At 69.9% G+C, this 26183-nt stretch carries 24 protein-coding genes and 1 tRNA gene; 12 read left to right on the forward strand and 13 right to left on the reverse strand.

Annotated elements, in window-relative coordinates:
- The first annotated feature begins 64 nt into the window (after positions 1 to 64).
- Entirely contained in the window at positions 65 to 2782 is a 2718-nt protein-coding gene (locus PU630_RS05005; protein WP_275279266.1) for an FtsK/SpoIIIE domain-containing protein, read from the forward strand.
- Here the strand turns inward: PU630_RS05005 and ald are convergent, their stop codons facing one another.
- Both ald and PU630_RS05015 read right to left on the reverse strand, forming a co-directional pair.
- Entirely contained in the window at positions 2783 to 3898 is a 1116-nt protein-coding gene (gene ald / locus PU630_RS05010; RefSeq protein WP_275279267.1) for an alanine dehydrogenase, read from the reverse strand. It abuts the gene before it with no gap.
- A 49-nt stretch (positions 3899 to 3947) separates the two neighbouring features.
- Positions 3948 to 4937: an asparaginase gene (locus PU630_RS05015; protein ID WP_275279268.1), complete on the reverse strand. Its 990-nt coding sequence runs from the start codon at positions 4935 to 4937 to the stop codon at positions 3948 to 3950.
- A gap of 40 nt (positions 4938 to 4977) precedes the next feature.
- On the opposite strand from PU630_RS05015, the gene PU630_RS05020 reads away from it, so the two are divergent.
- Positions 4978 to 5469: an OsmC family protein gene (locus PU630_RS05020; RefSeq protein WP_275279269.1), complete on the forward strand. Its 492-nt coding sequence runs from the start codon at positions 4978 to 4980 to the stop codon at positions 5467 to 5469.
- On the opposite strand, the gene PU630_RS05025 is transcribed toward PU630_RS05020, so the two are convergent.
- Complete coding sequence (locus PU630_RS05025) at positions 5438 to 6211, reverse strand: lysophospholipid acyltransferase family protein (protein WP_428981984.1); 774 nt, start codon at positions 6209 to 6211, stop codon at positions 5438 to 5440. The two genes, PU630_RS05020 and PU630_RS05025, sit on opposite strands and share 32 nt — an antisense overlap.
- A 123-nt stretch (positions 6212 to 6334) precedes the next feature.
- On the opposite strand from PU630_RS05025, the gene PU630_RS05030 reads away from it, so the two are divergent.
- On the forward strand, positions 6335 to 7288 hold the full coding sequence (locus PU630_RS05030; protein ID WP_275279270.1) for an FKBP-type peptidyl-prolyl cis-trans isomerase: 954 nt from the start codon (positions 6335 to 6337) through the stop codon (positions 7286 to 7288).
- Between the two features lies 1 nt (position 7289).
- Here PU630_RS05030 and PU630_RS05035 read toward each other — a convergent pair whose 3' ends face one another.
- Entirely contained in the window at positions 7290 to 8909 is a 1620-nt protein-coding gene (locus PU630_RS05035; RefSeq protein ID WP_275279271.1) for a glycosyltransferase family A protein, read from the reverse strand.
- A gap of 55 nt (positions 8910 to 8964) precedes the next feature.
- Here PU630_RS05035 and dxr point away from each other — a divergent pair, with 55 nt between their 5' ends.
- Both dxr and PU630_RS05045 read left to right on the forward strand, forming a co-directional pair.
- On the forward strand, positions 8965 to 10053 hold the full coding sequence (dxr, locus tag PU630_RS05040) for a 1-deoxy-D-xylulose-5-phosphate reductoisomerase (protein ID WP_275279272.1): 1089 nt from the start codon (positions 8965 to 8967) through the stop codon (positions 10051 to 10053).
- Between the two features lie 270 nt (positions 10054 to 10323).
- The gene (locus PU630_RS05045) at positions 10324 to 11640 is read left to right on the forward strand and encodes an integrase core domain-containing protein (protein WP_428981970.1); all 1317 of its coding nucleotides are present in this window, start codon (positions 10324 to 10326) and stop codon (positions 11638 to 11640) included.
- A 173-nt stretch (positions 11641 to 11813) separates the two neighbouring features.
- On the opposite strand, the gene PU630_RS05050 is transcribed toward PU630_RS05045, so the two are convergent.
- The 3 genes from PU630_RS05050 to PU630_RS05060 all read right to left on the reverse strand — a co-directional run bounded on the left by PU630_RS05050 (position 11814) and on the right by PU630_RS05060 (position 14915).
- Positions 11814 to 13466, reverse strand: a complete 1653-nt coding sequence (locus PU630_RS05050) for a Mur ligase family protein (protein ID WP_275279274.1) — start codon at positions 13464 to 13466, stop codon at positions 11814 to 11816.
- A 98-nt stretch (positions 13467 to 13564) separates the two neighbouring features.
- Positions 13565 to 14233 carry a YcnI family copper-binding membrane protein gene (locus PU630_RS05055; RefSeq protein ID WP_275279275.1) on the reverse strand — a complete coding sequence of 223 codons (669 nt, stop codon included), beginning with the start codon at positions 14231 to 14233 and terminating at the stop codon, positions 13565 to 13567.
- A gap of 100 nt (positions 14234 to 14333) precedes the next feature.
- Complete coding sequence (locus tag PU630_RS05060) at positions 14334 to 14915, reverse strand: hypothetical protein (RefSeq protein WP_275279276.1); 582 nt, start codon at positions 14913 to 14915, stop codon at positions 14334 to 14336.
- A 57-nt stretch (positions 14916 to 14972) separates the two neighbouring features.
- Between PU630_RS05060 and PU630_RS05065 the strand changes: the two genes are divergently transcribed.
- The gene (locus PU630_RS05065; RefSeq protein WP_275279277.1) at positions 14973 to 16250 is read left to right on the forward strand and encodes a M50 family metallopeptidase; all 1278 of its coding nucleotides are present in this window, start codon (positions 14973 to 14975) and stop codon (positions 16248 to 16250) included.
- 3 nt (positions 16251 to 16253) lie between these two features.
- Here the strand turns inward: PU630_RS05065 and PU630_RS05070 are convergent, their stop codons facing one another.
- Complete coding sequence (locus tag PU630_RS05070) at positions 16254 to 18152, reverse strand: anthranilate synthase family protein (protein ID WP_275279278.1); 1899 nt, start codon at positions 18150 to 18152, stop codon at positions 16254 to 16256.
- Positions 18153 to 18376: 224 nt separating this feature from the next.
- On the opposite strand from PU630_RS05070, the gene ispG reads away from it, so the two are divergent.
- A complete protein-coding gene (ispG, locus tag PU630_RS05075; RefSeq protein ID WP_275280033.1) occupies positions 18377 to 19507 on the forward strand; it encodes a flavodoxin-dependent (E)-4-hydroxy-3-methylbut-2-enyl-diphosphate synthase in 1131 nt (376 codons plus the stop codon).
- Between the two features lie 116 nt (positions 19508 to 19623).
- Here the strand turns inward: ispG and PU630_RS05080 are convergent, their stop codons facing one another.
- A complete protein-coding gene (locus PU630_RS05080; protein ID WP_275279280.1) occupies positions 19624 to 20052 on the reverse strand; it encodes a VOC family protein in 429 nt (142 codons plus the stop codon).
- Positions 20053 to 20141: 89 nt separating this feature from the next.
- Between PU630_RS05080 and PU630_RS05085 the strand changes: the two genes are divergently transcribed.
- The 3 genes from PU630_RS05085 (at position 20142) to PU630_RS05095 (ending at position 22732) form a co-directional block, all read left to right on the forward strand.
- Entirely contained in the window at positions 20142 to 20990 is an 849-nt protein-coding gene (locus PU630_RS05085; RefSeq protein WP_275279281.1) for an alanyl-tRNA editing protein, read from the forward strand.
- Between the two features lie 59 nt (positions 20991 to 21049).
- Positions 21050 to 21125: transfer RNA gene (locus tag PU630_RS05090), tRNA-Ala, on the forward strand.
- 161 nt (positions 21126 to 21286) lie between these two features.
- Positions 21287 to 22732 carry an MFS transporter gene (locus PU630_RS05095; RefSeq protein ID WP_275279283.1) on the forward strand — a complete coding sequence of 482 codons (1446 nt, stop codon included), beginning with the start codon at positions 21287 to 21289 and terminating at the stop codon, positions 22730 to 22732.
- Positions 22733 to 22744: 12 nt separating this feature from the next.
- On the opposite strand, the gene PU630_RS05100 is transcribed toward PU630_RS05095, so the two are convergent.
- Positions 22745 to 23050 carry a hypothetical protein gene (locus tag PU630_RS05100; protein ID WP_275279284.1) on the reverse strand — a complete coding sequence of 102 codons (306 nt, stop codon included), beginning with the start codon at positions 23048 to 23050 and terminating at the stop codon, positions 22745 to 22747.
- Between PU630_RS05100 and PU630_RS05105 the strand changes: the two genes are divergently transcribed.
- Entirely contained in the window at positions 23049 to 23324 is a 276-nt protein-coding gene (locus tag PU630_RS05105; protein WP_275279285.1) for a type II toxin-antitoxin system Phd/YefM family antitoxin, read from the forward strand. The two genes, PU630_RS05100 and PU630_RS05105, sit on opposite strands and share 2 nt — an antisense overlap.
- Entirely contained in the window at positions 23321 to 23716 is a 396-nt protein-coding gene (locus PU630_RS05110; RefSeq protein ID WP_275279286.1) for a type II toxin-antitoxin system VapC family toxin, read from the forward strand. The genes PU630_RS05105 and PU630_RS05110 overlap by 4 nt, the downstream gene beginning before the upstream one ends.
- Before the next feature lie 156 nt (positions 23717 to 23872).
- Here PU630_RS05110 and PU630_RS05115 read toward each other — a convergent pair whose 3' ends face one another.
- The 3 genes from PU630_RS05115 to PU630_RS05125 all read right to left on the reverse strand — a co-directional run bounded on the left by PU630_RS05115 (position 23873) and on the right by PU630_RS05125 (position 26183).
- The gene (locus tag PU630_RS05115; RefSeq protein WP_275279287.1) at positions 23873 to 24694 is read right to left on the reverse strand and encodes a hydrolase; all 822 of its coding nucleotides are present in this window, start codon (positions 24692 to 24694) and stop codon (positions 23873 to 23875) included.
- A gap of 151 nt (positions 24695 to 24845) precedes the next feature.
- Positions 24846 to 25742, reverse strand: a complete 897-nt coding sequence (gene thpD, locus PU630_RS05120) for an ectoine hydroxylase (RefSeq protein ID WP_275279288.1) — start codon at positions 25740 to 25742, stop codon at positions 24846 to 24848.
- A 42-nt stretch (positions 25743 to 25784) separates the two neighbouring features.
- Positions 25785 to 26183, reverse strand: coding sequence for an ectoine synthase (locus PU630_RS05125; protein ID WP_275279290.1), 399 nt, complete (start codon positions 26181 to 26183; stop codon positions 25785 to 25787).

A 26183-nucleotide genomic window follows, 5' to 3' on the forward strand; every position in this document is an offset into this window, starting at 1 on the left:
CGCTTCTCCACAGATCGGCGGACGAGCCCTCTGCGGCGGTGCGCAGCGCGCTTGACTGGACGGCATGACCGATGTCATCGACGACGTTCTCCGGCTGCCCGATCCTGCACCGGCCGCCCGGCGCAGCCCGCTGCCTCTCATAGCCTCGGCGGTGCCCGTGCTGGCTGGAGTGGGGTTGTGGCTGGCGACCGGTACGGTGACGATGCTGTGGTTCGCCGCACTCGGGCCGCTCATCGCCGTGGCGACGGTGGCCGACGGCGTGCGCGCCGCACGGCGGCAGCGCCGGCTCGCCGCACGCGACGCCGAGCGCACGCGGCGCCGCGTCGGCGCCGCTGTCGCCGAGCGTCACGAGGCCGAACGCGTGCGGTTGTGGACGCGCACCCCCGACCTGCTCGGCGCGCTCGACGAGGTGTGGCGCCCGGTCGCCGGCCGCGGCGAGCAGCTGGTGGTGGGACGTGGCCCGCGACCGAGCACCGTGCGCGTGGAGGGCGGGCGAGACGATGCCGCCTCGGCCGCGATCCGTGCCGCGGCTGCCGTCGTCGCCGACGCGCCGGTGACCGTGCCGCTGCGCGATGGCGTCGTCGTGGTCGGCCCTGCGCCGCTGGCGCGCGCGGTGCATCGGGCGCTCCTCCTTCAGTTGTGTCTGGTGCTGCCGCCTGACCGGATGCACATATCCGCAGACGGCGGCGAAGAATGGGTGCGGCGCCTTCCACACGTCGACGGCGACGCACCGATGACGATCGCGCTCGCCGCAGACGAACCCGGGGACGCGGCGCTCGTGCGGGCGGCGCCGGGCGCGCCGCCGCCGCCGCGCTGCGGGGCTGTGCTGGCTCTGACCGGGGCAGAGCGCGCACTGCTCACCTACGACGGCGGCACCACCCCGGTGCGCGTCGAAGGCATCTCCGCGGGCCAGGCCGGCCAGCTCGCCGACGCGCTGCGCCGATGCGCACAGGAGATGTTCGGGGCACAGGCCGGTGCTGTCGCCCTCGCCGAGATAGCGGATCGGACGCCGGCGAACGGCGACGGCCTCGACGTCGTGATCGGGTCGGCCCGCGGCATCCCGTACCGCCTCGACCTGGTCGCCGACGGCCCGCACGCGGTCGTCGCCGGCATCACCGGCTCGGGCAAGAGCGAGCTGCTCACGACGTGGATCACCGCTCTGTGCCTGCGCCATGGACCCGATCGCGTGACGTTCCTGCTCGCGGATTTCAAGGGTGGCACCGCCTTCGATGCGCTGGTGGGACTGCCGCACGTGGCCGGAGTGATCTCCGACCTCGACACCGGCGGCGCCGCGCGTGCGCTGGAGAGCCTGCGTGCCGAGCTGCGCCGCCGAGAGGCCGCGATCGTCGCCGCGGGCGCTCGCGATGTCGCCGGCACCGACCTGCCGCGGCTGATCATCGTCGTCGACGAGTTCGCCGCTCTGACCGCCGCGCATCCCGACCTCGTCGAGCTGTTCACCGACATCGCGGCCCGCGGCCGGGCGCTGGGCATGCACCTCATCCTGGGCACGCAGCGGGCCGCCGGCACGTTCCGCGATGCACTGCTCGCCAACTGCCCGCTGCGCATCAGTCTGCGGGTCACCGACCCCGCTGACAGCAGCGCTCTGCTGGGCGGCCCCGAGGCGGCCGGGTTGCCCGGCGCTCCCGAGCACCGGGGGCTCGCCTACGTGCGGCGGGGAGCGGATGGCGCCGCCCGGCGCGTACGCGTGGCTCTGACGTCGCCCCAGCTGGTGGCCGAGGCTGCAGCGTCGGCGTCCGGTCCTCTTCCGCGGCGGCCGTGGCTGCCCGCGCTGCCCGAGAGGATCGCGCTGACCGAGCTGCGCGGCGACGGTGTGATGCTCGGGCTGGCCGATGAGCCCGAGCGGCAGCGGCAGTCGGCCGTACTGCTCGACAGCCGGGGCCTGGCGGTCGTGGGCCGCGCCGGGTCAGGGCGCACGACGGTGCTCGCGGCGGTGGCCGCCCAGTGCGCGCGGCCCGTGTGGGTCGGCGCAGATCCGGAGGCCGCGTGGGACGCGCTTACGGCCCTGGACGGAGCTGCCAGCGCGCGCACCGTGCTCGTCGACGACCTCGACGCGCTGCTCGCACAGTACCCGCCCGAGTATGCGCACGAGGCCCTCGAGTGCCTTGAACGTCTCGTCCACGCTGCCGGCCCGGGCGCGGGGCGGGTTGTGCTGAGCGCCCAGCGCGTCAGCGGTCCGGTGGCGCGCCTGGCCGATCTGCTGCCGCAGCGAGCGATCCTCGCGATGTCGACCCGGGCTGACTTCGCAGCGGCGGGCGGGGTGTCCGCCGACTGGCGCGACGGGCTGCCGCCGGGGCGCGGCGTGCTCGGCGGCCGGGCGGTCCAGTTCGCGCAGGCGCCGGGCAGGGTTGCGGCAGCGCCTGCGCCTGTGCCCGTAGCGGCCTGGGTGCCATGCGCGACCGTGACGGCGGCGATCGGGGCGGCCGGTGCCGCGCAGCGCCGGGTGGCTGAGGCCGCGGCGGCATGCGGCGCGACAATGCTGACCGTCGACGAGGCGACGCACACGATCGGTTCCGACGTCCCGTCTGCCGGGTTCGCGGGCGTGGTCATGGGAGACGGCGAGCAGTGGCAGCGTGCATGGCGGCTGCTGCAGATGATCCGCGCCCGGGGAGAGCTGCTGGTAGACGGGGCATCCGCCGCCGACCACCGCGTGCTCACCGGAGACCGTGCACTGCTTCCGTACTGCCGGCCCGGGCGCGGGCGAGCGTGGCGCATCGACGACGCGGGCGTCGCCACCCGCGTCGTCGTGGGGTCATCGGGATGATCAGCCGAGCGCCTCGGAGACCGGCGCCAGATCGAGGTCGTGCGCGGTGGCCACCCCGGCGTTCGTCACCCGCCCGCCAAGGGTGTTGAGACCGGCCGCCAGTGCGCTGTCAGCACGCATTGCCTCACGCCAGCCGTGCGCCGCCACCTGCCGGATGTACGGCAGCGTCGCGTTGGTCAGCGCCGACGTCGACGTATTCGGCACGGCACCGGGCATATTGGCGACGCAGTAGAAAACCGTGTCGTGCACCGCGAACGTCGGGTCGTCATGCGTGGTCGGGTGCGTGTCGGCGAAGCATCCGCCCTGATCGACGGCGATGTCGACGAGCACCGACCCCGGCCGCATGCGCGAGACCATGTCATTCGTGACGAGCTTGGGCGCCTTCGACCCCGGAATGAGCACCGACCCGATCACGAGGTCGCTGTCGACGACGGCGCGATCAAGGTCGAGGGGGTTGGATGCCGCGGTCTTGATTCGGCCCTGGAAGTGGTCATCGAGCTGCCGAAGACGCGCGACGTTCGTGTCGAACACCGTGACATCGGAGCCCATCCCGGCTGCGATCACGGCGGAGTTCGCACCGGCGACTCCGCCGCCGATCACCGTCACCCGTGCGGAGCGCGTGCCGGGCACGCCCGACATCAGCAGTCCGCGGCCGCCGGAAGAGCGCATCAGCGTGTGCGCCCCGACCATCGGCGCCAGACGTCCCGCGACCTCGCTCATCGGAGCCAGCAGCGGCAGGCTGCGACTGGGCAGTTGCACCGTCTCGTACGCGATGGCCGTCACGCCGTCCGCGAGCAGCCGTTCGGTGAGCGGACGATCCGCGGCCAGATGCAGGTAGGTGAACAGCACCAGGTCATCGCGGAAGTGCCCGTACTCGCTCGCAATCGGTTCCTTGACCTTGAGCAGCAGCTCCGCACGATCCCACACCTCGCCGGCGTCGTCGAGCAGGGTCGCGCCGGCCTGCGTGTATTCCTCATCGGGCATGGACGAGCCCTCGCCGGCGCCTCGTTGCACGAACACCTCGTGGCCCGCGGCCACCAGATCGTGCACTCCGGCCGGCGTCAACGCCACCCGGAACTCGTTGTTCTTCACCTCGGTGGGCACGCTGATGCGCATGTCGTTCCTTTCTGCTCCGCCTTTGGAGCACAGGCGTCCTGCGGGTTCGCTAGAACGCCGGTCGGATCGTGCCGACGTCTCGTCCGCCGCCGGTGACGGCCAGCGGTAGCTGTGACATGACGTCAGACACGTCTGCGGGGGCGAGGGCCCCCGCCAGTTCGAGAAGGCGCAGGGCGACAGCGGCCGTCGCACGGCCGGACCCGTCGAGCATCTTCAGCGCCACGGTGGTGCCGTCGGGCGCGCTCATCACGTGCACGCCCTCCGCGCCGCCTTTCGAGAACACCCCGAGGCGTTCGATCGCGATGGTGTCGGGCTGCCCGGGACCGGCGATCACCCACGGGTTCTCGCGCACGGCCTGCACGAGCGCGCCGGCGTTTCGGTGCAGCGCGAACGGCGAGCTCGACGAGGAGGTCCCGATGCGGTGGATCGCCCGCGCGAGGCCCGCGAGGGTGATCGCGTGCACCGGGGCTCCGCACCCGTCCACGGCGGTCGCCGCGACCCGCGCGCCGGTCATCCGCTCGACCAGCTCGCGGATCTGCACCTGCAGCGGGTGCTCGGGATCGAGGTAGCCGTCGGTCGGCCAGCCGGTGCGCCGGCATGCCAGCAGCATGGCGGCATGCTTGCCGGAGCAGTTCATGCGGATGCGCGCGGGCTGCCCGTGGTCGCGCAGCATCTCATCGCGGGTCGCGCCGTCCTGCGGCCACGCTTCGGGGCAACCCAGGTCGTCTTCGCCCAGTCCCGCCATCTCGAGCACATCGCGCACGAGGCCGACGTGTCGATCTGTGCCGGTGTGACTCGCGGTGGCAACGGCCAGGTGCGGGCCACTCAGATCGGCGCCCGCGGCGACGCAGGCCAGCGCCTGCAGAGGCTTCAGACTCGAGCGCGGCAGGATCGCCGCCGACGTGTCGCCGTACTCGCTGTGCACCTCGCCGTCGGGGCGGAGCACGATGGCCGTGCCGACGTGGCGTGACTCGACGAAGCCGCTGCGCTCGACGACGGCGAGCTCCACGGCGGCGGCTGCGGGGAACGTCTGCGACACGTCCTCCAGCCTACCGCCGCCCCCGTGTCACACTGGTGCCATGCTCGGCGAACATCACTACCGCGTGCAGGCGGAATGGACCGGCGATCGGGGCACCGGCACCAGCGGATACCGCGACTACGACCGGCTCGTCACGCTCCGCAGCGAGGGCAAGCCCGACCTGCCGGCATCGGCCGACAAGCCGTTCCGCGGGGACCCGTCCCGGTGGAATCCCGAAGACCTGCTGCTCGCGGCGCTCAGCGAATGCCACATGCTCTCGTACTTCCACGCCTGCGTCGGCGTCGGGGTCGTCGTCACCGGTTACACCGACGACGCCGTCGGACTGATGACCGAGGACGGCAAGGGCGGCGGAGCGTTCACCGAGGTGGTGCTGCGTCCCCGGGTGACGGTGGCCGCGGCATCCATGATCGATGCGGCCACGACCGCGCACGATCAGGCGCACGAGTGGTGCTTCATCGCGAACTCGGTGAACTTCCCGGTGCGCGTCGACCCTGCCCAGATCAGCGTCGCTCGTGCGGAAGAGCCTGCTTGATCCGCTCGATGGGCGTCTGCGCGGGCACCTCGTTGTAGGCGTGGGCGAGCTCCTGGCCACTGAGCTGGTGGATCGCCTCCATGATCTCGTCGGTCGCCAGGCGTCGCGCGCGCCCCGAGGTCGCCGGACCGTGCGCGCTCACGTCGAGCGGCTGCCCGAACCGGATCGTCACCCGCGGCGTCAGCCGCGGCATCCTCGCCCCCACCGGCATGATCTTGTCGGTGCCGACCAGCCCGACCGGCACGACGGGCGCGCCGGTCTGCAGGGCCAGGAAGGCGACGCCGGTGCGCCCCTTGTACAGGCGGCCGTCGAGCGAGCGCGTGCCCTCGGGATAGAGCGCGATGGCCTCGCCCTGTTCGAGCAGCTGCTTCTGCTGATCGAGTGCGTCCAGCGCGGCCTGCCCTGCTCCGCGACGGACCGGGCTGGCGCCCAGCGCGGTGAAGAAGGTCGCGCTGAGCCGGTTGCCCAGACCTTTGCCCTCGAAGTATGTGGCCTTCGCCAGGAACCGGACGTTGCGCGGCGCCGCGACCGGGATCGCCACTGAATCGATGAACGACAGATGGTTGCTCGCGAAGATGACAGAACCCGAGCGGGGCACATTCTCACGTCCGAAGATGTGCGGACGGTACAGGACGCGCGCCAGCGGGGTCAGGAGGAACCGTCCGAGCGCGTAGGCGAAACGGACGCGGTCCGGCGACGCAGGTGTCGGCGAGTCGGGTTCGGTCGTCTCCGGTTCTGTCACCTATCGAGGGTACTGCCGTTTCCATTCCCCACCGGGCATGGCCCCCGGCATCCCGATTCTCAGCTTGGTCTTGAGAAAGTAGGCGAAGATGGAGAGTCCGCCCCCGACATCTCGAGGTTTTCTGTGCGCACCCGCCCCATCATCGCTCTGTCCGTCGCTGCTGTCGTTGCGGCGCTCTCTCTCGCTGGCTGCTCGGCACAGTCCGAGCCCGACGCGTCGGGGTCGCCCACGAGCACGACCTCGCCCGACCTGTGCACGGCCCAGGTGGCGTCGGGCAAGGCCTCTGCGGCGGTGAAGGTCAGCGGCAAGGTCGGCGACGAGGCGAAGGTCAGCTTCGACAAGCCGCTCGACGTGACGGCGTTGCAGAGCACGGTGGTGACCAAGGGCGACGGCGACAAGATCAAGTCGGGCGACTTCATCCAGTTCGCGCTCACCGAGTACAACGCCGAGACCGGCGAGAAGAATGGCGCTATCGGCCAGAGCGAGGGCAGCCTGCTGCCGCAGCAGGTCTCCGCGTCGAGCACGCTGGGCCAGGTGCTCGGCTGCGCGACCGTGGGCAGCCGCGTCGTCGCGACGATGCCGGGCGACGAGGACTACCCCTCGACCGTGGACGTGCTCGACGTACTGAAGGTCGTTCCGCAGGCCGCGTGGGGTACGGAGCAGACGCCGAAGGCCGGCTTCCCGACGGTGAAGCTCGCCACCGACGGCACCCCGTCGGTGACCCTGCCCTCGGGTGACATGCCGACGGCGTTCGAGAAGGAGACCCTGAAGAAGGGCGATGGCACCAAGGTCGCCAAGGGCGACGCGGTGCTCGTGCAGTACTACGGCGTCTCGTGGAACACCAAGAAGACCTTCGACAAGAGCTGGGGCGGCACCCCGTTCACGGTGCAGCAGGTCGGCACCGGAGTCGTCGACGGCTTCAGCAAGGCGATCGAGGGCGAGACCGTCGGATCGCAGGTCGTCGCTGTCCTGCCGCCGTCGTCGGCCTACGGCAAGGGCGAGATCAACGACAGCGACCTGACCGGTCAGACGCTCGTCTTCGTGATCGACATCATCGGCGTGAAGAAGGCTTCGTAGCTCACACGAGGGCCGCGGTCAGCGCGATCTCGACGAGCGCCAGCGCGCCGGCAGTGATCGCGATCCGGCCCGGGCGGCGCCACCAGGCGGCTCCGGCGTGCACGCGCACGTCGGAGCGGCGCCCGCGGTGGTCGTCGAGCCATGCGGCGCCGATGAGAGCGGCGGTGACGGCCACAGCGGCGATCCCGGGCCCCGAGCCCGCGGCCAGCACGCCGGCCGGCACCAGGGCCAGAGCCAGGCGGCAGGCGGTCGGCCATCCTCTGCCCGAGCGCAGCGCCAGGAAGGTCGTCGCGACGCCGGCCACTGTGACCAGCACGACCGAGGCCGCCCCGGCTCCCGCGAAGGCCGTGAGGGATGCCGCGACCGCCGCGACCGGAGCGATGACGGCGCACACCTGACGCGCGAGCACGACCGGGGTTCGGCCCCATGCCACCAGCCGGTGGTGCAGACCCGTGCGGGCGAGCAGGCGCAGCGCCGCCAGTTCGGAGCGCCGTCGCAGCGCTCGCCCGCGGCTCGCGAGCGCGCGCGACACCGGCGGCTTTTCGTCGGGGGCCAAATGCGCGCGTGCCCGCGCGAGGGTCTCGGGTGCGACATCCTGCTTCCACAGCGTCTCGGCGGTCAGCCCCGCGACCTCGGTGCGAAGCGATGTCGCGAGCCGGTCCTCGGCGCGCAGGAACTCGTCGGGACTCGCCTCCAGCGCCAGCGCCGCGGGCCATCGCCACACTGCCGGCAGCCGGCGCAGCGCGCCCTCGGGCAGCGTCGTGCGCAGCGTGTCGGCGACCTCCTGGAAGAAGGCGTCCCGGCGGTCGCGGGGCAGCCACCGCACGGCATCCGACGAGAGCCTGCCGACAAGTTCGCGACGCACCCAGCGGCCCAGATATGCATTGCGCTCCGCCCCGGGCCCGACGGCGTCGAGCATCATCCGGATCGCACGGCCCAGATCGCGGTAGTAGACGTGCGGATCATAGGAGACATAGCCGGCGCCGCCGCCGTCCCACCGCGCGACGTGGAGGTAGACCGGGCGGTCGGCGTAGACCGACACATGCCGCGCGCGGGTGTATGCCGCGGTGAGGAAGAGATGATCTTCCAAACGACGGGCCCGCTCGTCGAATCGCAGGCCGTGCTCATCGAGGAACGCGCGGCGGAACATGGCGTGGGGCGTCATGCTGTCTTGCAGCGGAACCTTCGGCGGCCGGGCATCGGCGACGGTGTGCGCGAACAAGCGGGTGGGCACCTTGCGGCCCAGGCTCACCATGCGTCCCAGGATCACATCGCTGTCGTTCGCACGCGCGAACCTCACCATGAGGGCGAGGGCGTCGTCGGTGAGCCGGTCGTCCTGATCGACGAGGAACACGAACTCGCCGCGGGCGACGCCGATTCCGACGTTGCGCGGCCTGCTCGGCCACCCCGAGTTGGGCTGGTGGATGACGCGGGCCCAGCCGCGCGCCGCGCACCAGCGGTCGAGCATCGTGGCCGTCCCGTCGGTGCAGCCGTCGTCGACGAGCACCGCTTCGAAGCCATCGTCCACCGGGGCCTGCGCGTCGAGGCAGTCGAGCAGCGGTCGGATGAAAGGACCGGGGTTGTACACGGGCACAACGACGCTGACGGCAGGTGCTGGCATTCGACCCCTCTCGCTTCCGCGAGTGTATCGGGTGCGCCGGCCCTAGAGTGAGGGAATGCGTCGCGTCGTGATCCTCGGCTCCACCGGCTCCATCGGCACGCAGGCGCTCGATGTCATCCGCGCGAATCCGCGACGATTCGAGGTCGTGGGGTTGGCAGCGGGGACGAATCGGGATGCCGTGGCTGCCCAGGCCGCTCAGTTCGGCGTCGAGCACACTGCGCTGGGCGCAGCCGAGGCCGAGCAGCTGGTGCGCGATGTGGATGCCGACGTGGTCCTCAACGGGATCACCGGGTCGGTAGGGCTCGGTCCCACCCTCGCCGCGCTGGAGGCGGGGCGGACCCTGGCGCTCGCCAACAAGGAGTCGCTCATCGTGGGCGGCCGGCTCGTCACCGACCTGGCCGAGCCCGGGCAGATCGTGCCCGTCGATTCCGAGCACTCCGCGATCGCGCAGGCGCTGCGCGCCGGCACCCACGCGGAGGTGCGGCGCCTCGTGCTCACCGCGTCGGGCGGCCCGTTCCGCGGACGGACCCCGGACCAGCTCGCCGCGGTGACGCCCGCGCAGGCGCTGGCGCACCCCACCTGGAACATGGGCCGGGTCGTCACAACGAACTCCGCGACCCTCGTGAACAAGGGGCTCGAGGTGATCGAGGCGCACCTGCTGTTCGACGTGCCCTACGAGCGCATCGACGTGGTCGTGCACCCGCAGTCGGTCGTCCACTCGATGGTCGAGTTCGTCGACGGGTCGACGATAGCGCAGGCCTCGCCGCCCGACATGCGGCTGCCGATCTCGCTCGGGCTGGACTGGCCGCACCGCGTGGGCGGTGTCGGCCGGCCGCTGGACTGGACCGCGGCATCCACGTGGTCATTCGAACCCCTCGACGCCGAGGCCTTTCCGGCCGTCGCGCTGGCGGGGCGCGTGGGACGCGCCGGCGGCACCTATCCGGCGGTGTTCAACGCCGCGAACGAGCAGGCCGTTAATGCGTTCCACGAGGGGCGGCTGCCGTTCTTGGGCATCGTCGACACGATCGAGCGGGTCGTCGATGCACACGAGGCGCCGAATGTCGTCGACCGCGACAGTCTCGCCGAGGCGGAGCGGTGGGCGCGGGATGCCGCAGACCGCGCGATCGCCGCGATCGGTCGGTGAGCGGCGCTCTGCTTCCGTTCGCGTCGGCCGCACGTCGAAAGCGACGGGTGAACGGCGTCTCAACCCGCCTCTGCGCGGCCGGCGCGCCGCGACGTTCGGTCGTCGCGGATTACCGTTTTCGCCCCGCGAAATCGTCATGTGTGACGACTGAATACGGCTCGGAATCCCGTTGCGACGTGTTATGTCGCAGGACATTGGTGACAGTTCTGTATCAGGACATCGGTGACATTTCGGGGGGTTTGGTGGTGACACTTCTCCTGGAATTGGTGGGTGAGTAGCAATCAGCCTGTCGATGCCCGTGTCCGTCTCGCGATCGCCCAGTGGCCAGTGGACGCCCCGCGTGGGTCGGTGACCTCGTTCTGTGCTGAGCACGGTCTTTCCCGGAAGACGTTCTACGCGATCCGTGCCCGTGCCCGGGCGGAGGGACAAGCCGCGGCGCTGGAGCCGCGGTCGCGGCGGCCGCGGTCCTCCCCGACCGCGTTTGGGGAGGACGTGAAGCAGCAGGCGCTGGGCGTGCGTGCCGCGCTGGAGGCATCGGGGCTGGACCATGGTCCGATCAGCGTGCACGACAAGATGACCGCGCTGGGCATGCACGCACCGTCCACGGCGTCGCTGGCGCGGATCTTCCGGGAGAAGGGTGCTGCCCGGCACGAGCCGAAGAAGAAGCCCCGTTCTGCGTACCGCCGGTTTGTTTATCCGGCACCGAACGCGTGCTGGCAGCTGGATGCGACCGAGTACGTGCTCACCGGTGGCCGTACGTGCGTGATCTTCCAGCTTCAGGACGACCATTCCCGGGTCGCGGTCGCGTCCCACGTCGCCCCCGGAGAGACCAGCGAGGGCGCGTTGGCCGTGTTCAAGAAGGGCGTGGCCGCTCGCGGGGTGCCGCAGCGGCTCCTCACCGACAACGGGGTAGCGCTGAACCCGACCCGACGCGGTTGGGAAGGTCAGCTGGTGAGCTTCGCCACGTCCCTCGGGGTGGAAGCGATCACCGGGAAGCCGTACAAGCCGACCACGCAAGGCAAGAACGAACGGTTCCATCAGACCCTGTTCCGCTGGCTGGACAAGCAGCCCATCGTCGAGTCGATTCAACAGCTCCAGGAGCAGGTCGACCGGTTCGACGTGATCTACAACACCGAACGCCCCCATCAAGGACTGCCGGGACGGGTGACCCCGCAGCACGCATGGGATGCCACCCCTCTCGCCGAGCCACCCCGACCCAAGCCCGCGCCCGTCGAACCGGTCGTGCCCGTCGCCCGCGCCAAGCCTGACGGCCTAGCCGGGCACCCACCACACCGTCCCAGGGCCGGCGTCATCCGGACGGGGGAGCACGGTCACAGCAACGTGATCGTCCCCGCCAACGGCGCCGTGCGCGTGCGGATGATCCTGTTCAACATCAGCAGCCGCAGGGCAGGACAGAGGATCCACGCCATCTGGGACCCGCTCGGCGTCGTCTTCGCCGACCGCCACGGCGAAGTCATCGCCGAGCACCCCTGGCCACCCCACGGCACCCGCTACGTGAGCAGCGGCGCCCGCCGCGGACGTCCCCTCACCCAACCCACACAACACGAACCGTCACCGATGTCCTGATACATGAAGCGTCACCGATCTCCTGATACAGAACCGTCACCGATGTCCTGAGACATCACAAATCCCGTTGCGACGTTCGGTCGTCACGGATTACCGTTTTCGCGCCGCGAAGTGGTCATGTGTGACGACTGAATGCGCCGCGCCGGCCGTCGCGACGCCCGCGCCTCGCCCCGTCAGGCGGGACGCTCGGGGTCCGACGCCGGGGTCTCGTGCTCGGGATACGGCACCGGCCACACCGGTTCGGGCACGGCCCAGCCCGCGTCGCGCAGCGCGCGACGGGCCAGTTCGCGGGCCGAATACGGCGCACGGCGGCCACGGATGTCGCGGTAGTCCTGGTGTCCGGGACCGGCCCAGAGCACGGCGTCGCCGTCGCCGACGAGCTTCACCGTCTCGCGGATCGCCCGCTCGGGCGGCGTGTACTCGTAGATCTCGGCGTCGGGCCGGGCCTTGCGCGCCCCGGCGACGAGCGTCGCGCGGATCGCGTCGGGGTCTTCGAAGCGCGGGTGGTGGTCGGTCACCACGAGGATGTCGCTGCCCTCTACCGCGGTGCGTGCCATGTCGTAGCGCTTGGAGGCGTCGCGGTCGCCGTCGGCGCCGAACAGCATCACGACGGTGCCGGGGGTCACCCGTCGCACGGCGGCGAGGGTCTTCTCGAACGCGTCGGGGGAGTGCCCGAAGTCGACGTAGATCGCCGGGCCCTCCGGCCCCGACACGAGCTGCGTGCGCCCCGGCAGATAGGCGTCGATGCGCTCGCCGTCGAGCGCTGTGACGAGGCGCTCCCAGGTGTAGCCCGCCTGCAGCGCCATCACGATCGCAAGGCCCGCATTGGCAGCCATGTGTCGGCCGATCGTCGGCACGACCGTGGTCAACGACCGTCCGTCGCGCGCGGTCAGGGTGAAACGCGTGCCGTCCTGGCGCTCCTCGACGATGTCGACGCGCCAGTCGGCGTCGGCGTCGGGGGCCACGGCGATCGCCGGGGTGATGATCGTCTCGTACGGCACCTCGCAGCGCGCCGCGACATCCGCCCCCGCCGCTGAATCGAGGCAGATCACTGCGCGCCGCGACCGGTCGGGCCGGAACAGCGGCAGCTTCGCCTCGAAGTACTCCTGCATGTCGGCGTAGTCGTCGAGATGATCGTGACTGAGGTTCGTGAACGCGGCGACGTCGAACATCAGCCCGTCGACGCGGTGCCGGCTCAGCGCCTGCGCGCTCACCTCGACAGCGACCGCTTCGACGCCGCGCTCGCGCATGAGCGCCAGCAGCGCGTGGAACTCCGACGCCTCGGGCGTCGTCAGCCGCGACACGATGACCTCGCCCGCGATGTGCCGTTCCGCCGTCGACGACAACCCCGTCACGACGCCCAGCTGGTCGAGGATGCCCTCGAGGATGTGCGACACGCTCGTCTTGCCGTTCGTGCCGGTGGTGCCCAGCAGCAGCGGCAGCTTGTCGTCGGCGCCGGTGCCGTACGCCCATGCCGACAGCTCGCCGAGGCGTGCGCGCGGGTCGTCGACCACGACGATCGGCAGTCCCGCGTCGGTGGCGGCCTCGGCTCCTGCGGCGTCGGTGATCACGGCTACGGCGCCCTTCGCGGCGGCCTCGGCCGCGAACTCGGCGCCGTGTCGATTCACCCCGCGGATAGCGACGAACGCCTCGCCCGGCCGCAGATCGGCGGTGGCCAGCGTGACGCCGGTGAGGGTGACACCGGCCGCATCACCGCGCACCTCACCGTCGACACGATCGGCGAGCTCGCTGAGGGAACGGACGGGAGGGTGCTCCGGGCGGAGCACAGGAGGCAGATGGGATGCTGCGGAAGACGCGTCGATCATGGCCGCTCTATCTTCTCATTACTGAGAAGCCGTGGACGGCGCTGATCGGTCGAACCCGCCCCGTCGCAGCGATGGCCACGACGGGGCGGGCGCACCGGTCAGCTCTTGCTCGACCGCCGGCGCAGGCCGATCCCCGCGAGCACGAGGGCGACGACGCCCGCGACGAGTCCGCCGCCGGCCAACCAGCGCGCGACCGGGTCGCTGTTCGCGGCGGTCGTCGTGGCGGCCGTACCGGTCGCGTCGTCGCCGTCAGTGGTGGGGGTTGCAACCCCGATCGTCACCGACGGCGCCGGGTTGTCGAGGTCGTCGCGGGTCTGCCCCTGCTTCGGGATCTGGCTCCACGATGTCGAGCCGACGACGCACTTCTGCTCGACGGGGAAGGCGATCGTCTCGCCCTTCGCCGAGGTGTCGAACAGCGCATCGACGCCGACCGAAGCCGCAACGCCCGACTCGATGGGGGAGTCGGCCGTGAACGTGATCGAGGTGGGCACGCCGTCGTCGCCGAGCGTGCGGTCGATCGTCCAGCCGCCCTGGTAGACGGGGGTCGCATTGCCGACCCCATCCGGGATGGTGATGGTCAGTGAGCGGGTCGGCGAGTCGTCGCAACCGTGGTGGAAGCCGAACGTCAGCGGCGTCGTCGCCCCGGCGGGGGCGTCGGTGGGGTCGACCTCGACGTGGGCGGACGCGGCCAGCGGCACGCCGACGGCGAGCACGGCGCCGGCGGCGACGCCGAGGGCGATGCGGGTGGACAGATGGGTACGGGACATGGGTTCTCTTTCGTATGGATGCGCGCGAGCGCGCGAAGGTACGGCCGCGCGACGGGTCGCCGGATGACGACCGCACGAAGCGCGGAACCGCGAGGAGTGGTCAGGCCGGCAGCGGGGGACCGCGGCGCCCCACGCCGGCGACCAGCAGCACGGTGCGCGGGCGCGGGGCCCGGAACGTGGCCCGCACGCAGCGCATGGTCACCGGGTGCGGAAGGCGCATGATGCGCAGCGGGAGGAGGCGATGGATGCCGCGGCCGGCCGCGCGCAGCATCCACTCGCCGCGATGCAGCATGATGACCGTCACGATCGCCGCGGTCAGGTGCGCGAACGACATCGGGTCATGGGCCATGACCGGCGCGCCGGTCGTCATCATGTGGCCGCCCATGTGGGCGTGGTCGCCGCCGGTGAACACCACGGTCGAACCACTGCCGAACAGGGCGAACGCACCGTGGAACACGAGTTGCGCCACGAGCACGGCCGCCGTCGTGCGCATCACCGAGGGCCGCTTGCCGACCAGCGCCACGGCCGGGGGCGCAGCCAAGACTGCGGCGACGCCGAGAAGCAGCGGTGCGGGGGCGTCGCCGCCGGCGACGGTGTGGGCGAGGGCGGCCAGCAGCACGGTCACCGCCGACGCGACGACACCGCGCAGCGCGCGCACTCGTCGGTCGGGGGGAGTGTCCACGTCTCCAGCGTAGACGTCACGGCAGACTCAAAGCCGCTCCCGGTAGCGTGGGGGATCGTGACCGTCCTCGCCTTCGTCATCGGCATCATCCTGATGCTCGTGGGTCTCGCCGTCTCGATCGCCCTGCACGAGATGGGCCATCTGCTGCCCGCGAAGAAGTTCGGCGTGCGCGTCGGCCAGTACATGATCGGGTTCGGTCCCACTATCTGGTCGAAGCGCAAGGGCGAGACCGAGTACGGCTTCAAGGCGATTCCGCTGGGGGGCTACATCTCGATGGCGGGCATGTACCCTCCTTCGCCGAAGGAGGCCGCACGCGGCGGACGTGCCGGTGGCGGCTTCTTCGCGACGATGGTGCAGGACGCCCGCGCCGCCAACGATGAGACGCTCGAGGGCGATGACGACGCCCGCACGTTCTACCGGCTGCCCGTCTACAAGCGTGTGATCGTGATGCTCGGCGGCCCGATCATGAACCTCGTGCTGGCGGCCGTGCTGTTCACGATCGCGCTGTCGGGCATCGGCGTGCAGACGGCGACGACCACGATCGCGCAGGTCAGTCAGTGCCTTCCCGCTGACACGACGGCGACGTCGTGCGCGGCATCCGACCCCGTCTCGCCCGCGACCCAGGCGGGCTTCGAACCCGGCGATGAGATCGTGTCGGTCGACGGCACCGCTGTCGACACGTTCGCCGAGGCATCGGCGCTCATCCAGAAGTCGGCGGGCGAGAGCATTCCGGTCGTCGTGCGCCGGGGCGGCGCCGAGCAGACGCTCACCCTCACGCCCGCCGCGCGCGACGTCAACGGACAGACCGTCGGCTTCGCGGGCATCACCTCGCAGATCGCCTACGTGCATCAGCCGATCTGGTCGGGTGTGCAGATGACCGGGCAGAATGTCGGGGCGGTCGCCGAGATCATCGTGCAGCTGCCGCAGAAGCTCTACGGCGTCGTGCACTCGATGGTCACCGGGGGCGAGCGCGATCCCAACAGTCCGCTGTCGCCGGTGGGCGTGGGTGTACTCGCGGGCGAAGCGGCGTCGTCGAGCGCGCCGATCCTGGACCGGGTGTCGTTCTTCCTGATGCTTCTGGCGTCGCTGAACGTGTCGCTGTTCGTGTTCAACCTCGTGCCGCTGCTGCCGTTGGACGGCGGTCACGTCGTCGTCGCGTTGTGGGACGGCGTCAAGCGCGCGTGGTCGAAGCTGTTCCGGCGCCCGCCGCCGAAGCCGGTGGATGCCACCCGCCTGGTACCCGTCACATTCGTCGTCGTGATCGCGCTGGTGGTGATGGGCGGCATCCTCATCCTCGCCGACCTCGTCAACCCGATCTCGCTGCTCGGGCAGTAGGGGCTAGCCGAGCGCGTGCGCGACGAGGCGCTCGAGCGTGCGCATCCCGTCGCGCGAGAGGATCGACTCCAGGTGCCCCTGCACCGAAGCGGTGTGTGCGCCGCGCAGCGCGTGGACGTCACCCGCGGCATCCGCCGCCACTTCCACGTCGCCGACGGCGCTCGTGCCCGGTGACACTCGCGCGGTGAAGGTGTTGTAGAAGCCGATCGAAGCCTGCTCGCCGAACACGTCGACGGTCTTCTGCAACCCCTGGTGCGGCTGCGCCAGCGGGGACAGATCGATGCCGAGCGTGTCGGCGAGGATCTGGTGACTCAGGCACACAGCCAGCAGCGGCGCGCCGGCCGCACGGCGTCGCGCCACGACCTCGCGCATGCGCGCGATGCGCGCGCTGGACGTGTCGCGCGGGTCGCCCGGGCCGGGGCCGGCGACCAGCAGATCGGCGGCGTCGACCTCGGCGTCGGTCGCGGCATCCCATCCCGCTATCCGCACCTCGAGCCCGAGGTGGCGCAGCTGGTGCGCGAGCATCGTCGTGAAGCGATCTTCGGCGTCGACGACGAGCGCCGAGCGTCCGGCGAAGGGCACGTCGGCGTCGGTGCCCTGCGGGGTGAGCCAGAACGGTGCCAGGCGGGCATTGCGCGATGCCAGCAGCTCGGCGATCTCGGGGTCGTCGGCAAGCAGCCGACGCGGGGTGGCGGGCTGGTCGTCATCGGCGGCCTCGGCCTGCAGATCGCGCTCGACCGCGCCGATCGCGCCGAGCACGCCCGCGGCCTTTCCGTGGGTCTCGCTGACCTCGCCGTACGGATCGGAGTGGCGGACCAGCGTCGCGCCGACCGGCACGCGCAGCCGGCCGTCCTTCAGATACGCGGTGCGGATGAGGATCGGCGCGTCGAGGTCGTGCGTCGCGTCGTCGACAGTGAGCGTCTCACGCGGGGTGAACAGGGCGGCCACGCCCGAGTAGTAGCCGCGCGGCGTCGTTTCATGCCGCGCGATCACCGTGCACGCATTCTGCATGGGCGAGCCGGTCACCGTCGGCGCGAACATCGTCTCGCGCAGAATGTCGCGGGGGTCGAGCCGGCTGCGACCGCGCAGCACGTATTCGGTGTGGGTCAGCCGCGACATCTCCTTGAGATGCGGACCGGTGATGCGCCCGCCGTCGGAGCAGACCGCGCTCATCATCTTGAGCTCTTCGTCGACGACCATGAAGAGCTCTTCGGTCTCCTTGGTCGAACTCAGGAACTCCCGCAGGGTCGCGACCGTGGCACCACCGGCGGGGTGGCGGAACGTGCCCGAGATCGGGTTCATCGTCACGACGCCGTCCTGCGCGCTGACATGTGCCTCGGGGCTCGCGCCGACGGCGATGTGGCCGGGCGTGGAGATGACGAACGTCCAGTACGCGCCGCGTTCGTGTTCGAGCAGTGCGCGGAACCACGTGAGCGCCGCGATGTGCGGCTCGGTGTCGACGTCGGCGGTGAAGTCGCGGCGGATGACGAAGTTCGCACCCTCGCCGCGCCCGATCTCATCGCGGATGACAGTGCGCACGGTCTCGGCGTAGTCGTCGTCGGGGATGTCGAAGCCGGCGTCGCCCAGCGGCACCGGTGTCGTCGGCAGTGCAACGACGACATCGGCGCGCGGCAGCGTCGTGTGCTGCGTGACGACGAGGCAGCGCAGCGGCGCATCGTCGTCGTGGCAGGCGAAACCGCGTTCGCGCACCTGCCGGAAGGGAACCAGCGCGAGCACTTCGCGGGCCGTGCCCGCGGCATCCACCAGCGGAATGTCGGCGAGCAGATCGACGTCGACGACCTCGCCGGTGAGCAGCTCGACGGTGTCGACGTCGCGCGCGAGAAGAGCGAATGGACGCTCGCGCAGCGCGGTGAGGAGGGCGGGTACGTCGGTCGGTGTCATCGCCGGCCTTTCATCAGGGGTAGGACGGCCAACGAAAAGACCGCCCCGGGGGCGGTCGTGGGATCGTACGCGAACACACCGCCTCAGCGGGTGGGCCACCAGGAGGCGTTCGCGAACATGGGGCGAACGTACCACAGCGCGCGCGGCGGTGCGCACGTGTGACGTCACAGTGCGTCGCGCGGGGCGCGGCGTAGGCTGGGCGCGTGTCAGCTGTGAATCTCGGGATGCCGCATGTACCGGCCGTGCTCTCACCCCGCCGTAAGAGCAGGCAGATCCGCGTGGGCGACGTGCTCGTCGGGGGCGACGCTCCGGTGACCGTGCAGTCGATGACGACCACCCCCACCACCGACATCAACGCGACGCTGCAGCAGATCGCTAAGCTGACCGCCGCCGGCTGCGACATCGTGCGCGTCGCGGTGCCCAGTCAAGACGACGCCGACGCCCTGCCGATCATCGCGCGCAAGAGCCGCATTCCGGTGATCGCCGACATCCACTTCCAGCCGAAATACGTGTTCCAGGCCATCGATGCCGGGTGCGGCGCGGTGCGCGTGAACCCGGGCAACATCCGCCAGTTCGACGACAAGGTGGGCGAGATCGCGCGTGCGGCGAAAGATGCCGGCGTCTCGCTGCGCATCGGCGTGAACGCCGGGTCGCTCGACAAGCGGCTGCTGGAGAAATACGGCACCGCAACGCCTGAGGCACTCGTCGAGAGTGCCGTGTGGGAGGCCTCGTTGTTCGAGGAGCACGACTTTCACGACTTCAAGATCTCGGTCAAGCACCACGACCCGGTAATGATGGTCAAGGCATACCGCCTGCTGGCCGAGCGCGGCGACTGGCCGCTGCACCTCGGAGTGACCGAAGCAGGTCCCGCCCTGCAGGGCACGGTGAAGTCCGCGACGGCATTCGGGATTCTGCTCGGTGAGGGTATCGGCGACACGATCCGGGTGTCGCTGTCGGCGCCGCCGGTCGAAGAGGTCAAGGTGGGCCTGCAGATTCTGCAGTCGCTGGGACTGCGGGAACGGACGCTCGAGATCGTGTCGTGCCCCTCGTGCGGACGCGCACAGGTCGATGTGTACACGCTCGCCGAGTCGGTGACCGAGGGGCTGAAAGACTTGACGGTGCCGCTGCGCGTGGCCGTCATGGGATGCGTCGTGAACGGACCCGGCGAGGCCCGCGAGGCGGATCTGGGCGTGGCATCCGGCAACGGCAAGGGACAGATCTTCGTGAAGGGCGAGGTGATCCGCACGGTGCCCGAGGCGGAGATCGTCGAGACCCTCATCGCTGAGGCGAACCGCATCGCGGCCGAGATGGGGCCGGATGCCGGCATCGGCGCCGCGCAGGTCGTCACCGCCTGAGCCGGTCGGCGCTCGCCTAGGTTATCAACGGGCGAGGCGCGGGAGCAGGTATGCGGCGGCTATTCGCGAGCTTCCGGCAGCACGGCGCGACGCGATGGTCGCGGCAACCCGTCGCCTCACTGCAGGCAGAACTCATTCCCCTCGGGATCGCGCAGCTGGTAGTAGAGCTCGGGCCACGGGCCCCACTGCTGGTCGACGAGCCGCACCACCGACGCGCCCAGCGCCACGAGTCTCTCCTTCTCGGCGTCGAGCTGCTCGAGCCTGCTGCCCGGCCCGTCACGCGGCACGGTGATGTCGAGGTGTATCCGGTTGCGCCCGGTCTTGGGCCCGTCGGCGTGGTGGAAGAACATGCGCGGTCCGACCCCCTGCGGATCCTCGGCCAGCCCGCGCGACGTCAGGTCGGGCTCGGTCAGTCCCGACGCCAGCAACTGCTCCTTCAGCACGCCCTCGAACTCCTGGTACGGGTACCCGAACACATCCGACCAGAAGCGCGCCAGCGCGGGCGGATCCTCCGCGTAGAACACGATGTTGCCGAGTGTGACCATGTTTCCTCCTCGAGACCGGTGCCCCCACCGTAGACCGGGCGTCCGACATCGCTTGATACCCTGACATCCGCACACCCACAAGGAGTCCCATGCCCGACACCGTCGTCACGTTCCCGTCCGGATCGACCACGGGGGAGGCGACGGTCACCCACGTCGCCGGCGACGTCGTGATCCTCGACACCACGCCGTTCCACCCCGTCGACCACACCTGGCCCGATCAACCCGGCGACGCCGGCGTCCTGCGCGCCGCAGATCACGAGGTCGAGGTCGTCGAAGCCGTCATGGCCGCCGAAGACGCCGACGGCACGCTGTTCACGGGCGGCGACATCCCGGTCAAACGCGGCACCGAGGGCTGGACCTGGCTCGTCGGCCACCGGCTCGCCGAGCCTGCGCCGGCATGGCTCACCGAATCGGCGACCGTGACGGCGGAGGTGGATGCTGCGCGCCGCGCCGCCCTCAGCCGCGGCCACACCGCGTGCCACCTCTCCTCGCTCGCGCTCGATGCAGCGCTCGCCGATCTGTGGCGTAAAGACCCCGGCACCGATCCGCTCGGGAACCCGAACTTCGAGGCACGCGCGAACCAGACCAGCAGCATCCACCCCGACGGCAGCGTCGACGAGTACCGCCTCGGCAAGAGCCTGCGCAAGGCGGGTTTCGATACCGAGACGTTCGCCGCGCAGCTGGCCGCGCGGCAGGAGCAGATCAACGCCCAGCTGGCCGAATGGACGGCGATGGATGCCGCGAGCCGCGTCGTCACCGAGGGCCCGACGATCGTCGGCCGCCGCCGATGGGAGTGCGATCTGCCCGAGGGAACGGTGGGTTTTCTGTGCGGCGGCACGCATGCGGCATCCCTGTCCGAATTCGCTTCGGTGCAGGTGACACTGGCCCTTCCGGATCCGCAGCTGCTGGTGATGACGACCACCGTCACGCCCGCCTGACACCGGCGCACCTCGGTTAGGAGCACGTCGGCGGACGTGATAATCTTTCTGGGGTTCACGGGCCTGTGGCGCAGTTGGTAGCGCGCTTCGTTCGCAATGAAGAGGTCAGGGGTTCGAATCCCCTCAGGTCCACCATCTCAGTCCATAAGGAACGCCGGCGAAGGCCCCTGACATCTCTTGGTGTCGGGGGCCTTCGCCGTTGACTCCGCGGCGCAGCACCTGCGCGCGTCGACCCACCTTGCGCCGCGTGGGCAGGCCAATACAGTGGAACTGCGTCTAGTTGCGGGAGGACAGGTATGTTCGGACCCGATAATGTGCGCCGACGCTGGCGACCGGACGAGGTGACGGTCACCAAGCCCGACGTGACGAAGCGCGCGATCGGGGCCGCCGCCATCGGAAACGTCACCGAGTGGTACGACTTCGGCGTCTACGGATATCTCGCCGTCACGATCGAGGGGGTCTTCCTCCCTGACGACGCCGGCTTCGCCGGACACGTCATCGTCGCGGGCTTGTTCGCCGTCGCCTTCCTGGTCCGTCCGCTGGGAGGGCTCTTCTTCGGGCCTCTCGCCGACCGTGTCGGGCGTAACCGGGTCCTCGCGCTCACGATGATCCTGATGGCTGCGGGCACGTTCCTCATCGGTGTCATCCCCGACTACAACACGATCGGGCTGTGGGCGCCGTTCCTGCTGCTCGGGTGCCGTCTGCTGCAGGGATTCTCGACCGGCGGCGAGTACAGCAACGCGATGACCTTCATCGCGGAGTACGCGCCCGACAGACGCCGTGGCTTCCTCGGCAGCCTCCTCGAGGTGGGGACGTTCACCGGCTACATCCTCGGGGCGATCGTCGCGACGGTCATCCAGCACGCCTCGACGCCCGAGTTCCTCGCCTCCTGGGGCTGGCGCATCCCGTTCTTCGTCGCACTGCCGCTCGGTTTCGTCGGTGTCTACCTGCGCTCCAAGCTCGCCGACACTCCGGCGTACAAGGAGTTGGAGCGACTCTCCGAGGAGGATGACAATCACCATGTCGTGGGCGAGTTCAAGCGAATCTTCACGTTGTGGCCGAACCTCCTGGCGGCCGCGGGCCTGGTGATCGCCTGGAACGTCACGAATTACATGCTCACGTCGTTCATGCCGAGCTATTTCCCGATGGTCGCCGAGATGCAGGGATCCGACGGGGTCTCCGAGCTGACCTCGCAGATTCTGCAGATCCTCGTGATGACGCTCTGTCTCGTGCTCATCCCGGTCATCGGCAAACTGTCGGATCGTGTCGGCCGCAAGGCTGTGCTTCGGACGGGCTCCCTCGCGCTCATCGTGTTGTCGATCCCCTCGTTGCTCCTCATCCAGGGGCACAACGACCTCGAGGTGTTCGCCGGCCTGGCCATCATGGGTCTGAGTCTGATCTGCTTCAGCGCGACCGCGCCGTCGACGCTGCCATCGCTGTTCCCGACCGCGGTCCGCGCCGGGGCGCTCGCTATCGCGTTCAACGTCTCGATCTCGCTGTTCGGCGGCACCACCTCGACGGTGATGACGGCGCTGATCGGCGCGACAGGCTTCCTGATGTGGCCCGCGATCTACCTCATGACCGCGGGTGTCGTCGGGCTCATCTCGACGCACGTTGTGCCCGAGAGCAACGGCCGGCCACTGTGGGGAGCGACTCCGTCAGCCGCCTCCAGGCAGGAGGCGCGTGACCTTGTGGCGGAGCTGAACGAAGAGATAGAGCGTGATCTTCCGGCCCCGCAGTAGCGTCGGTCCCGCTCATCCGAGGTGGCGGCGCACCCGGTTCAGGCGATCCGTCAGAAAGGCGCGCTCGACGTCGTTGTCGGTAAGTGAGAGCGCCTCGTCGTAGGCGGCCGCCGCTTCCGACCACCGGTGCAACTGACGGAGGAAGTCAGCGCGCGCGGCACTCAGGTAGTGGTACGTCGCAAGCGCCGGCTCTGCGAGCAACGGCTGCAGCTGAGAAAGGCCCGCCTCCGGACCGTCGCGAAATCCGATCGCCACGATGTGATCGCGAACGCCGGTTGGTCTGGTCAGGCTGACCAGACTGTGAAAGAATGACGACATGAGTATCACGGTCAACGTTCAAGAGGCCAAGACTCGATTGTCAGAGTTGCTGCGGCGCGTGGAGTCGGGAGATGAGGTCGTCATCGCCCGGGCGGGGCGACCTATCGCGCGAATTCAAGCGACGACGCCGCCGCGCCGGGTGCTTGACGGACCGCTGCTCCCCGAGATCCCCGCGATCGTGGCCGATGATCTCTTGACGCCGATGCCAGAAGACGACCTGGCGGCGTGGGAAGACGGCGAAGCCGACGATCCGCTCGAGCCCGGTGCCGCGTGAGCGCGTACCTGCTCGATACGCACGTTCTGCTCTGGCTGGCTACCGATCCGGACCGTGTGCCGCGGAGTGTCCGTGATGAGCTCGTGCGAGCCGATGACGTCTTCGTGTCACCGGCCAGCGCGTTCGAAATCGCGCAGAAGTCGCGGCTTGGACGCCTGCCGCACGGCGCTCGTGTGCTCGACCGTTGGTCGCACTTGATGAGCATGCTCTTTGCTGTCGAGCTACCGCTCACCTCCGCGCACATGCGTGTTGCCGGCGAGCTCGACTGGGAACACCGTGATCCCTTCGACCGAATGCTTGTGGCACAGGCACGTCTCGACGGTCTTGTGCTTGTCACCCAGGACGAGCGGATCCTGGCGTATCCCGAAGTCAGCTGCGCGGACTGGACATAGAACGGCGAGCACGTCAGGAGTGAGACCAGGACCGCGTGAGGGTCAGTGCGGATACCACGCGCAGATCAGCACGAGTCCGACCATGAAGACCGGCAGTTGGATGAGGATGAGGGGCAGCGTCGCGCCGTTCTACGCCGTCCCGCAGGATGATCCGCGTCAGCCGGGGCCGGTGAGGTGATCGAATTCGCCGCGCACCCAGCTCGCATGGCGCTGCGCCGAGCGCTGGACGGCGGCCGCGGCATCCCGATCGATGCGCAGCGAGAAGTTGCTGTAGATGCGGTCGAAGTCGTAGCGCGCGACGTGCGCGGCGATCCGCTCCACGACGTCGGCCGACAGCGGCAGGCGATTGGGATACGAGCGCAGGAACGACACCGTCGCGCGGTCGGGGTTCACCATGATCGTGTCGCCGGCCAGCAGCACGCCGGCGCCGTCGGAGCCTTCCCAGTGCACGACACTGCTGCCCGGGAAGTGCCCGCCCGGTTGCGATGCCGTGACTCCCGGAATCGGGTTCAGGATGCCGCTCCACGGCACGAGTGCGGACGGTCGGTGCCCTAGCCACGCGGCGTCGGCCTCGGAGACGAAGACGGGAGCGTCGTCGAGCGCCGCGGACCACAGCGACTGCAGCCCGAACATGTGCGGGTGCGACGGGATGATCGCGCGCATCGGGCCCAGAGCCCGCACGGCTTCGACGGCGTCGGGGGTGACCGCCGCCGGTACGTCATACATGACGCAGCCGTCGGCGGTGACGATGAGCTTCGCGAGTTGACCGATGCCGACGCCGTCGGTGACCTCGAGACCCCACAGACCGGGCTCGAGCTCGCGCAGCGTGATCGGCGATTCACGGTCGGGGACGATCCAGCGCTGCCCGTCGGGGGCGACGTATTGGCGCTCATCGGCGCAGATCGGGCAGACGGCGGGCGGGTCGGCGGCATCGCGTTCGACACCGCACGTGGGGCACTGTACGAGTTCGGTGCTCATGGGATCGATCCTGGCACGCGTCGGCGCCGCGCGGGCTCAGATCGTCTGAACAGCGCCGCCGCCGGACGGCGCGTCGGCGGCGAATGTCTGTGCAGCGCGCGGGCCGCGCGCGGCATCCACACCGCACACGGCCCGCTTCGAAACGTACGACTCAGCGCAACGGCGTGAAGTCGTGATGCGCCACGTGCTCGGGGCGCGGCGCCGACGCGCCGAACGGCTCGACGAGCGTGTTCTCGACGCTGTTGAACACCAGGAAGACGTTCGAGCGCGGGAACGGCGTGATGTTGTTGCCCGACCCGTGCATGATGTTGCAGTCGAACCACAGTGCCGACCCTGCAGGCCCGGTGAACTGGTCGATGCCGAACTCGTCGGCCAGCGCGGTGATGTCGGCCTCGCTGGGCACGCCGATCTCCTGCGCCTTCAGCGACGACTTGTAGTTGTCTTCCGGCGTCTCGCCCACGCACGGCACGAACACCGTGTGCGAACCCGGCATGACCATCAGCCCGCCGTTGAACGGGTAGTTCTGGGTCAGCGCGATCGAGCAGCTCACCGAACGGGGCGTGGGCATGCCGTCTTCGGCGTGCCACGTCTCGAAGTCGGAGTGCCAGTAGAAGCCGGTGCCCTTGAACCCCGGCATGTAGTTGATGCGCGACTGGTGCAGATACACGTCCGAGCCCAGCAGTTGGCGCGCCCGATCGAGCAGGCGCGGATCGCGGCTGAGCGCATCGAGCTGTTCGCTGAGCGCCGGCACCTCGAAGATCGACCGCACCTGACCGGTCGCCTTCTCGGTGACGACCCGCGGGTCATCCTTGAGCGCCTCGTCCTGTGAGAGCCGATCGAGCTCTCCGGTGAAGGCCGCGACCTCATCGGCCGTCACGAAATCCTGCAGAATCGTGAAGCCGCGCGCCTCGTGCGCGTTCAGCTCCTCGCCGGTGAAGGGGCCGGCTGCGGCATCCCCCCACACTGTCGGATGCGACCGACGGATCGGCTCCCGCGCCTGCGCCAGGCGGGTCGGGTACAGGTCCTCGGTGACCGTTGCTGTCGTCATTGTGCTTCCTCCTTCTTCATCAGGGTCTTCGTTGTGTTGTTCTCAGACCGGCTCAGGCTCGGTGATCAGCGGGTACACGCCGTTCTCGTCATGCACCTCGCGGCCGGTCACCGGCGGATTGAACACACACACCGTGCGCATCTCGGTGCGGGGGCGCACGATGTGCTTGTCGTGGTCGTTGAGCAGGTACAGCGACCCCGGGCGCAGCTGATGCACTTCACCGGTGGCGAGGTCTTCGATCTCGCCCTCGCCGGCGGTGATGAACACCGCCTCGATGTGGTTCGCGTACCAGAACTCGTTGACGGTTCCTGCGTACAGTGTCGTCTCGTGCACCGAGAAGCCCACACCTTCGCGCGCGAGCACTATGCGCTTGCTGCGCCAGTTCTCGGTCTTGATGTCGGCGTCGGTGTCGGTGATCTCGTCGATCGTGCGTACCAGCAT

This window comes from Microbacterium horticulturae, from assembly GCF_029094505.1.
Classification (GTDB): Bacteria; Actinomycetota; Actinomycetes; order Actinomycetales; family Microbacteriaceae; genus Microbacterium; species Microbacterium horticulturae.

Excerpts from the sequence above, each read along its gene's own strand:
- PU630_RS05005 (WP_275279266.1), top strand. The coding sequence starts at position 65 with ATGACCGATGTCATCGACGACGTTCTCCGGCTGCCCGATCCTGCACCG.
- PU630_RS05050 (WP_275279274.1), bottom strand. The coding sequence starts at position 13,466 with ATGATCGACGCGTCTTCCGCAGCATCCCATCTGCCTCCTGTGCTCCGC.
- ispG (WP_275280033.1), top strand. The coding sequence starts at position 18,377 with ATGCCGCATGTACCGGCCGTGCTCTCACCCCGCCGTAAGAGCAGGCAG.
- PU630_RS05020 (WP_275279269.1), top strand. The coding sequence starts at position 4,978 with ATGCTCGGCGAACATCACTACCGCGTGCAGGCGGAATGGACCGGCGAT.
- ald (WP_275279267.1), bottom strand. The coding sequence starts at position 3,898 with ATGCGCATCAGCGTGCCCACCGAGGTGAAGAACAACGAGTTCCGGGTG.
- PU630_RS05125 (WP_275279290.1), bottom strand. The coding sequence starts at position 26,183 with ATGCTGGTACGCACGATCGACGAGATCACCGACACCGACGCCGACATC.
- PU630_RS05095 (WP_275279283.1), top strand. The coding sequence starts at position 21,287 with ATGTTCGGACCCGATAATGTGCGCCGACGCTGGCGACCGGACGAGGTG.
- PU630_RS05055 (WP_275279275.1), bottom strand. The coding sequence starts at position 14,233 with ATGTCCCGTACCCATCTGTCCACCCGCATCGCCCTCGGCGTCGCCGCC.
- PU630_RS05070 (WP_275279278.1), bottom strand. The coding sequence starts at position 18,152 with ATGACACCGACCGACGTACCCGCCCTCCTCACCGCGCTGCGCGAGCGT.
- PU630_RS05035 (WP_275279271.1), bottom strand. The coding sequence starts at position 8,909 with ATGCCAGCACCTGCCGTCAGCGTCGTTGTGCCCGTGTACAACCCCGGT.
- PU630_RS05080 (WP_275279280.1), bottom strand. The coding sequence starts at position 20,052 with ATGGTCACACTCGGCAACATCGTGTTCTACGCGGAGGATCCGCCCGCG.
- PU630_RS05105 (WP_275279285.1), top strand. The coding sequence starts at position 23,049 with ATGAGTATCACGGTCAACGTTCAAGAGGCCAAGACTCGATTGTCAGAG.
- PU630_RS05100 (WP_275279284.1), bottom strand. The coding sequence starts at position 23,050 with ATGTCGTCATTCTTTCACAGTCTGGTCAGCCTGACCAGACCAACCGGC.
- PU630_RS05115 (WP_275279287.1), bottom strand. The coding sequence starts at position 24,694 with ATGAGCACCGAACTCGTACAGTGCCCCACGTGCGGTGTCGAACGCGAT.
- thpD (WP_275279288.1), bottom strand. The coding sequence starts at position 25,742 with ATGACGACAGCAACGGTCACCGAGGACCTGTACCCGACCCGCCTGGCG.
- PU630_RS05085 (WP_275279281.1), top strand. The coding sequence starts at position 20,142 with ATGCCCGACACCGTCGTCACGTTCCCGTCCGGATCGACCACGGGGGAG.
- dxr (WP_275279272.1), top strand. The coding sequence starts at position 8,965 with ATGCGTCGCGTCGTGATCCTCGGCTCCACCGGCTCCATCGGCACGCAG.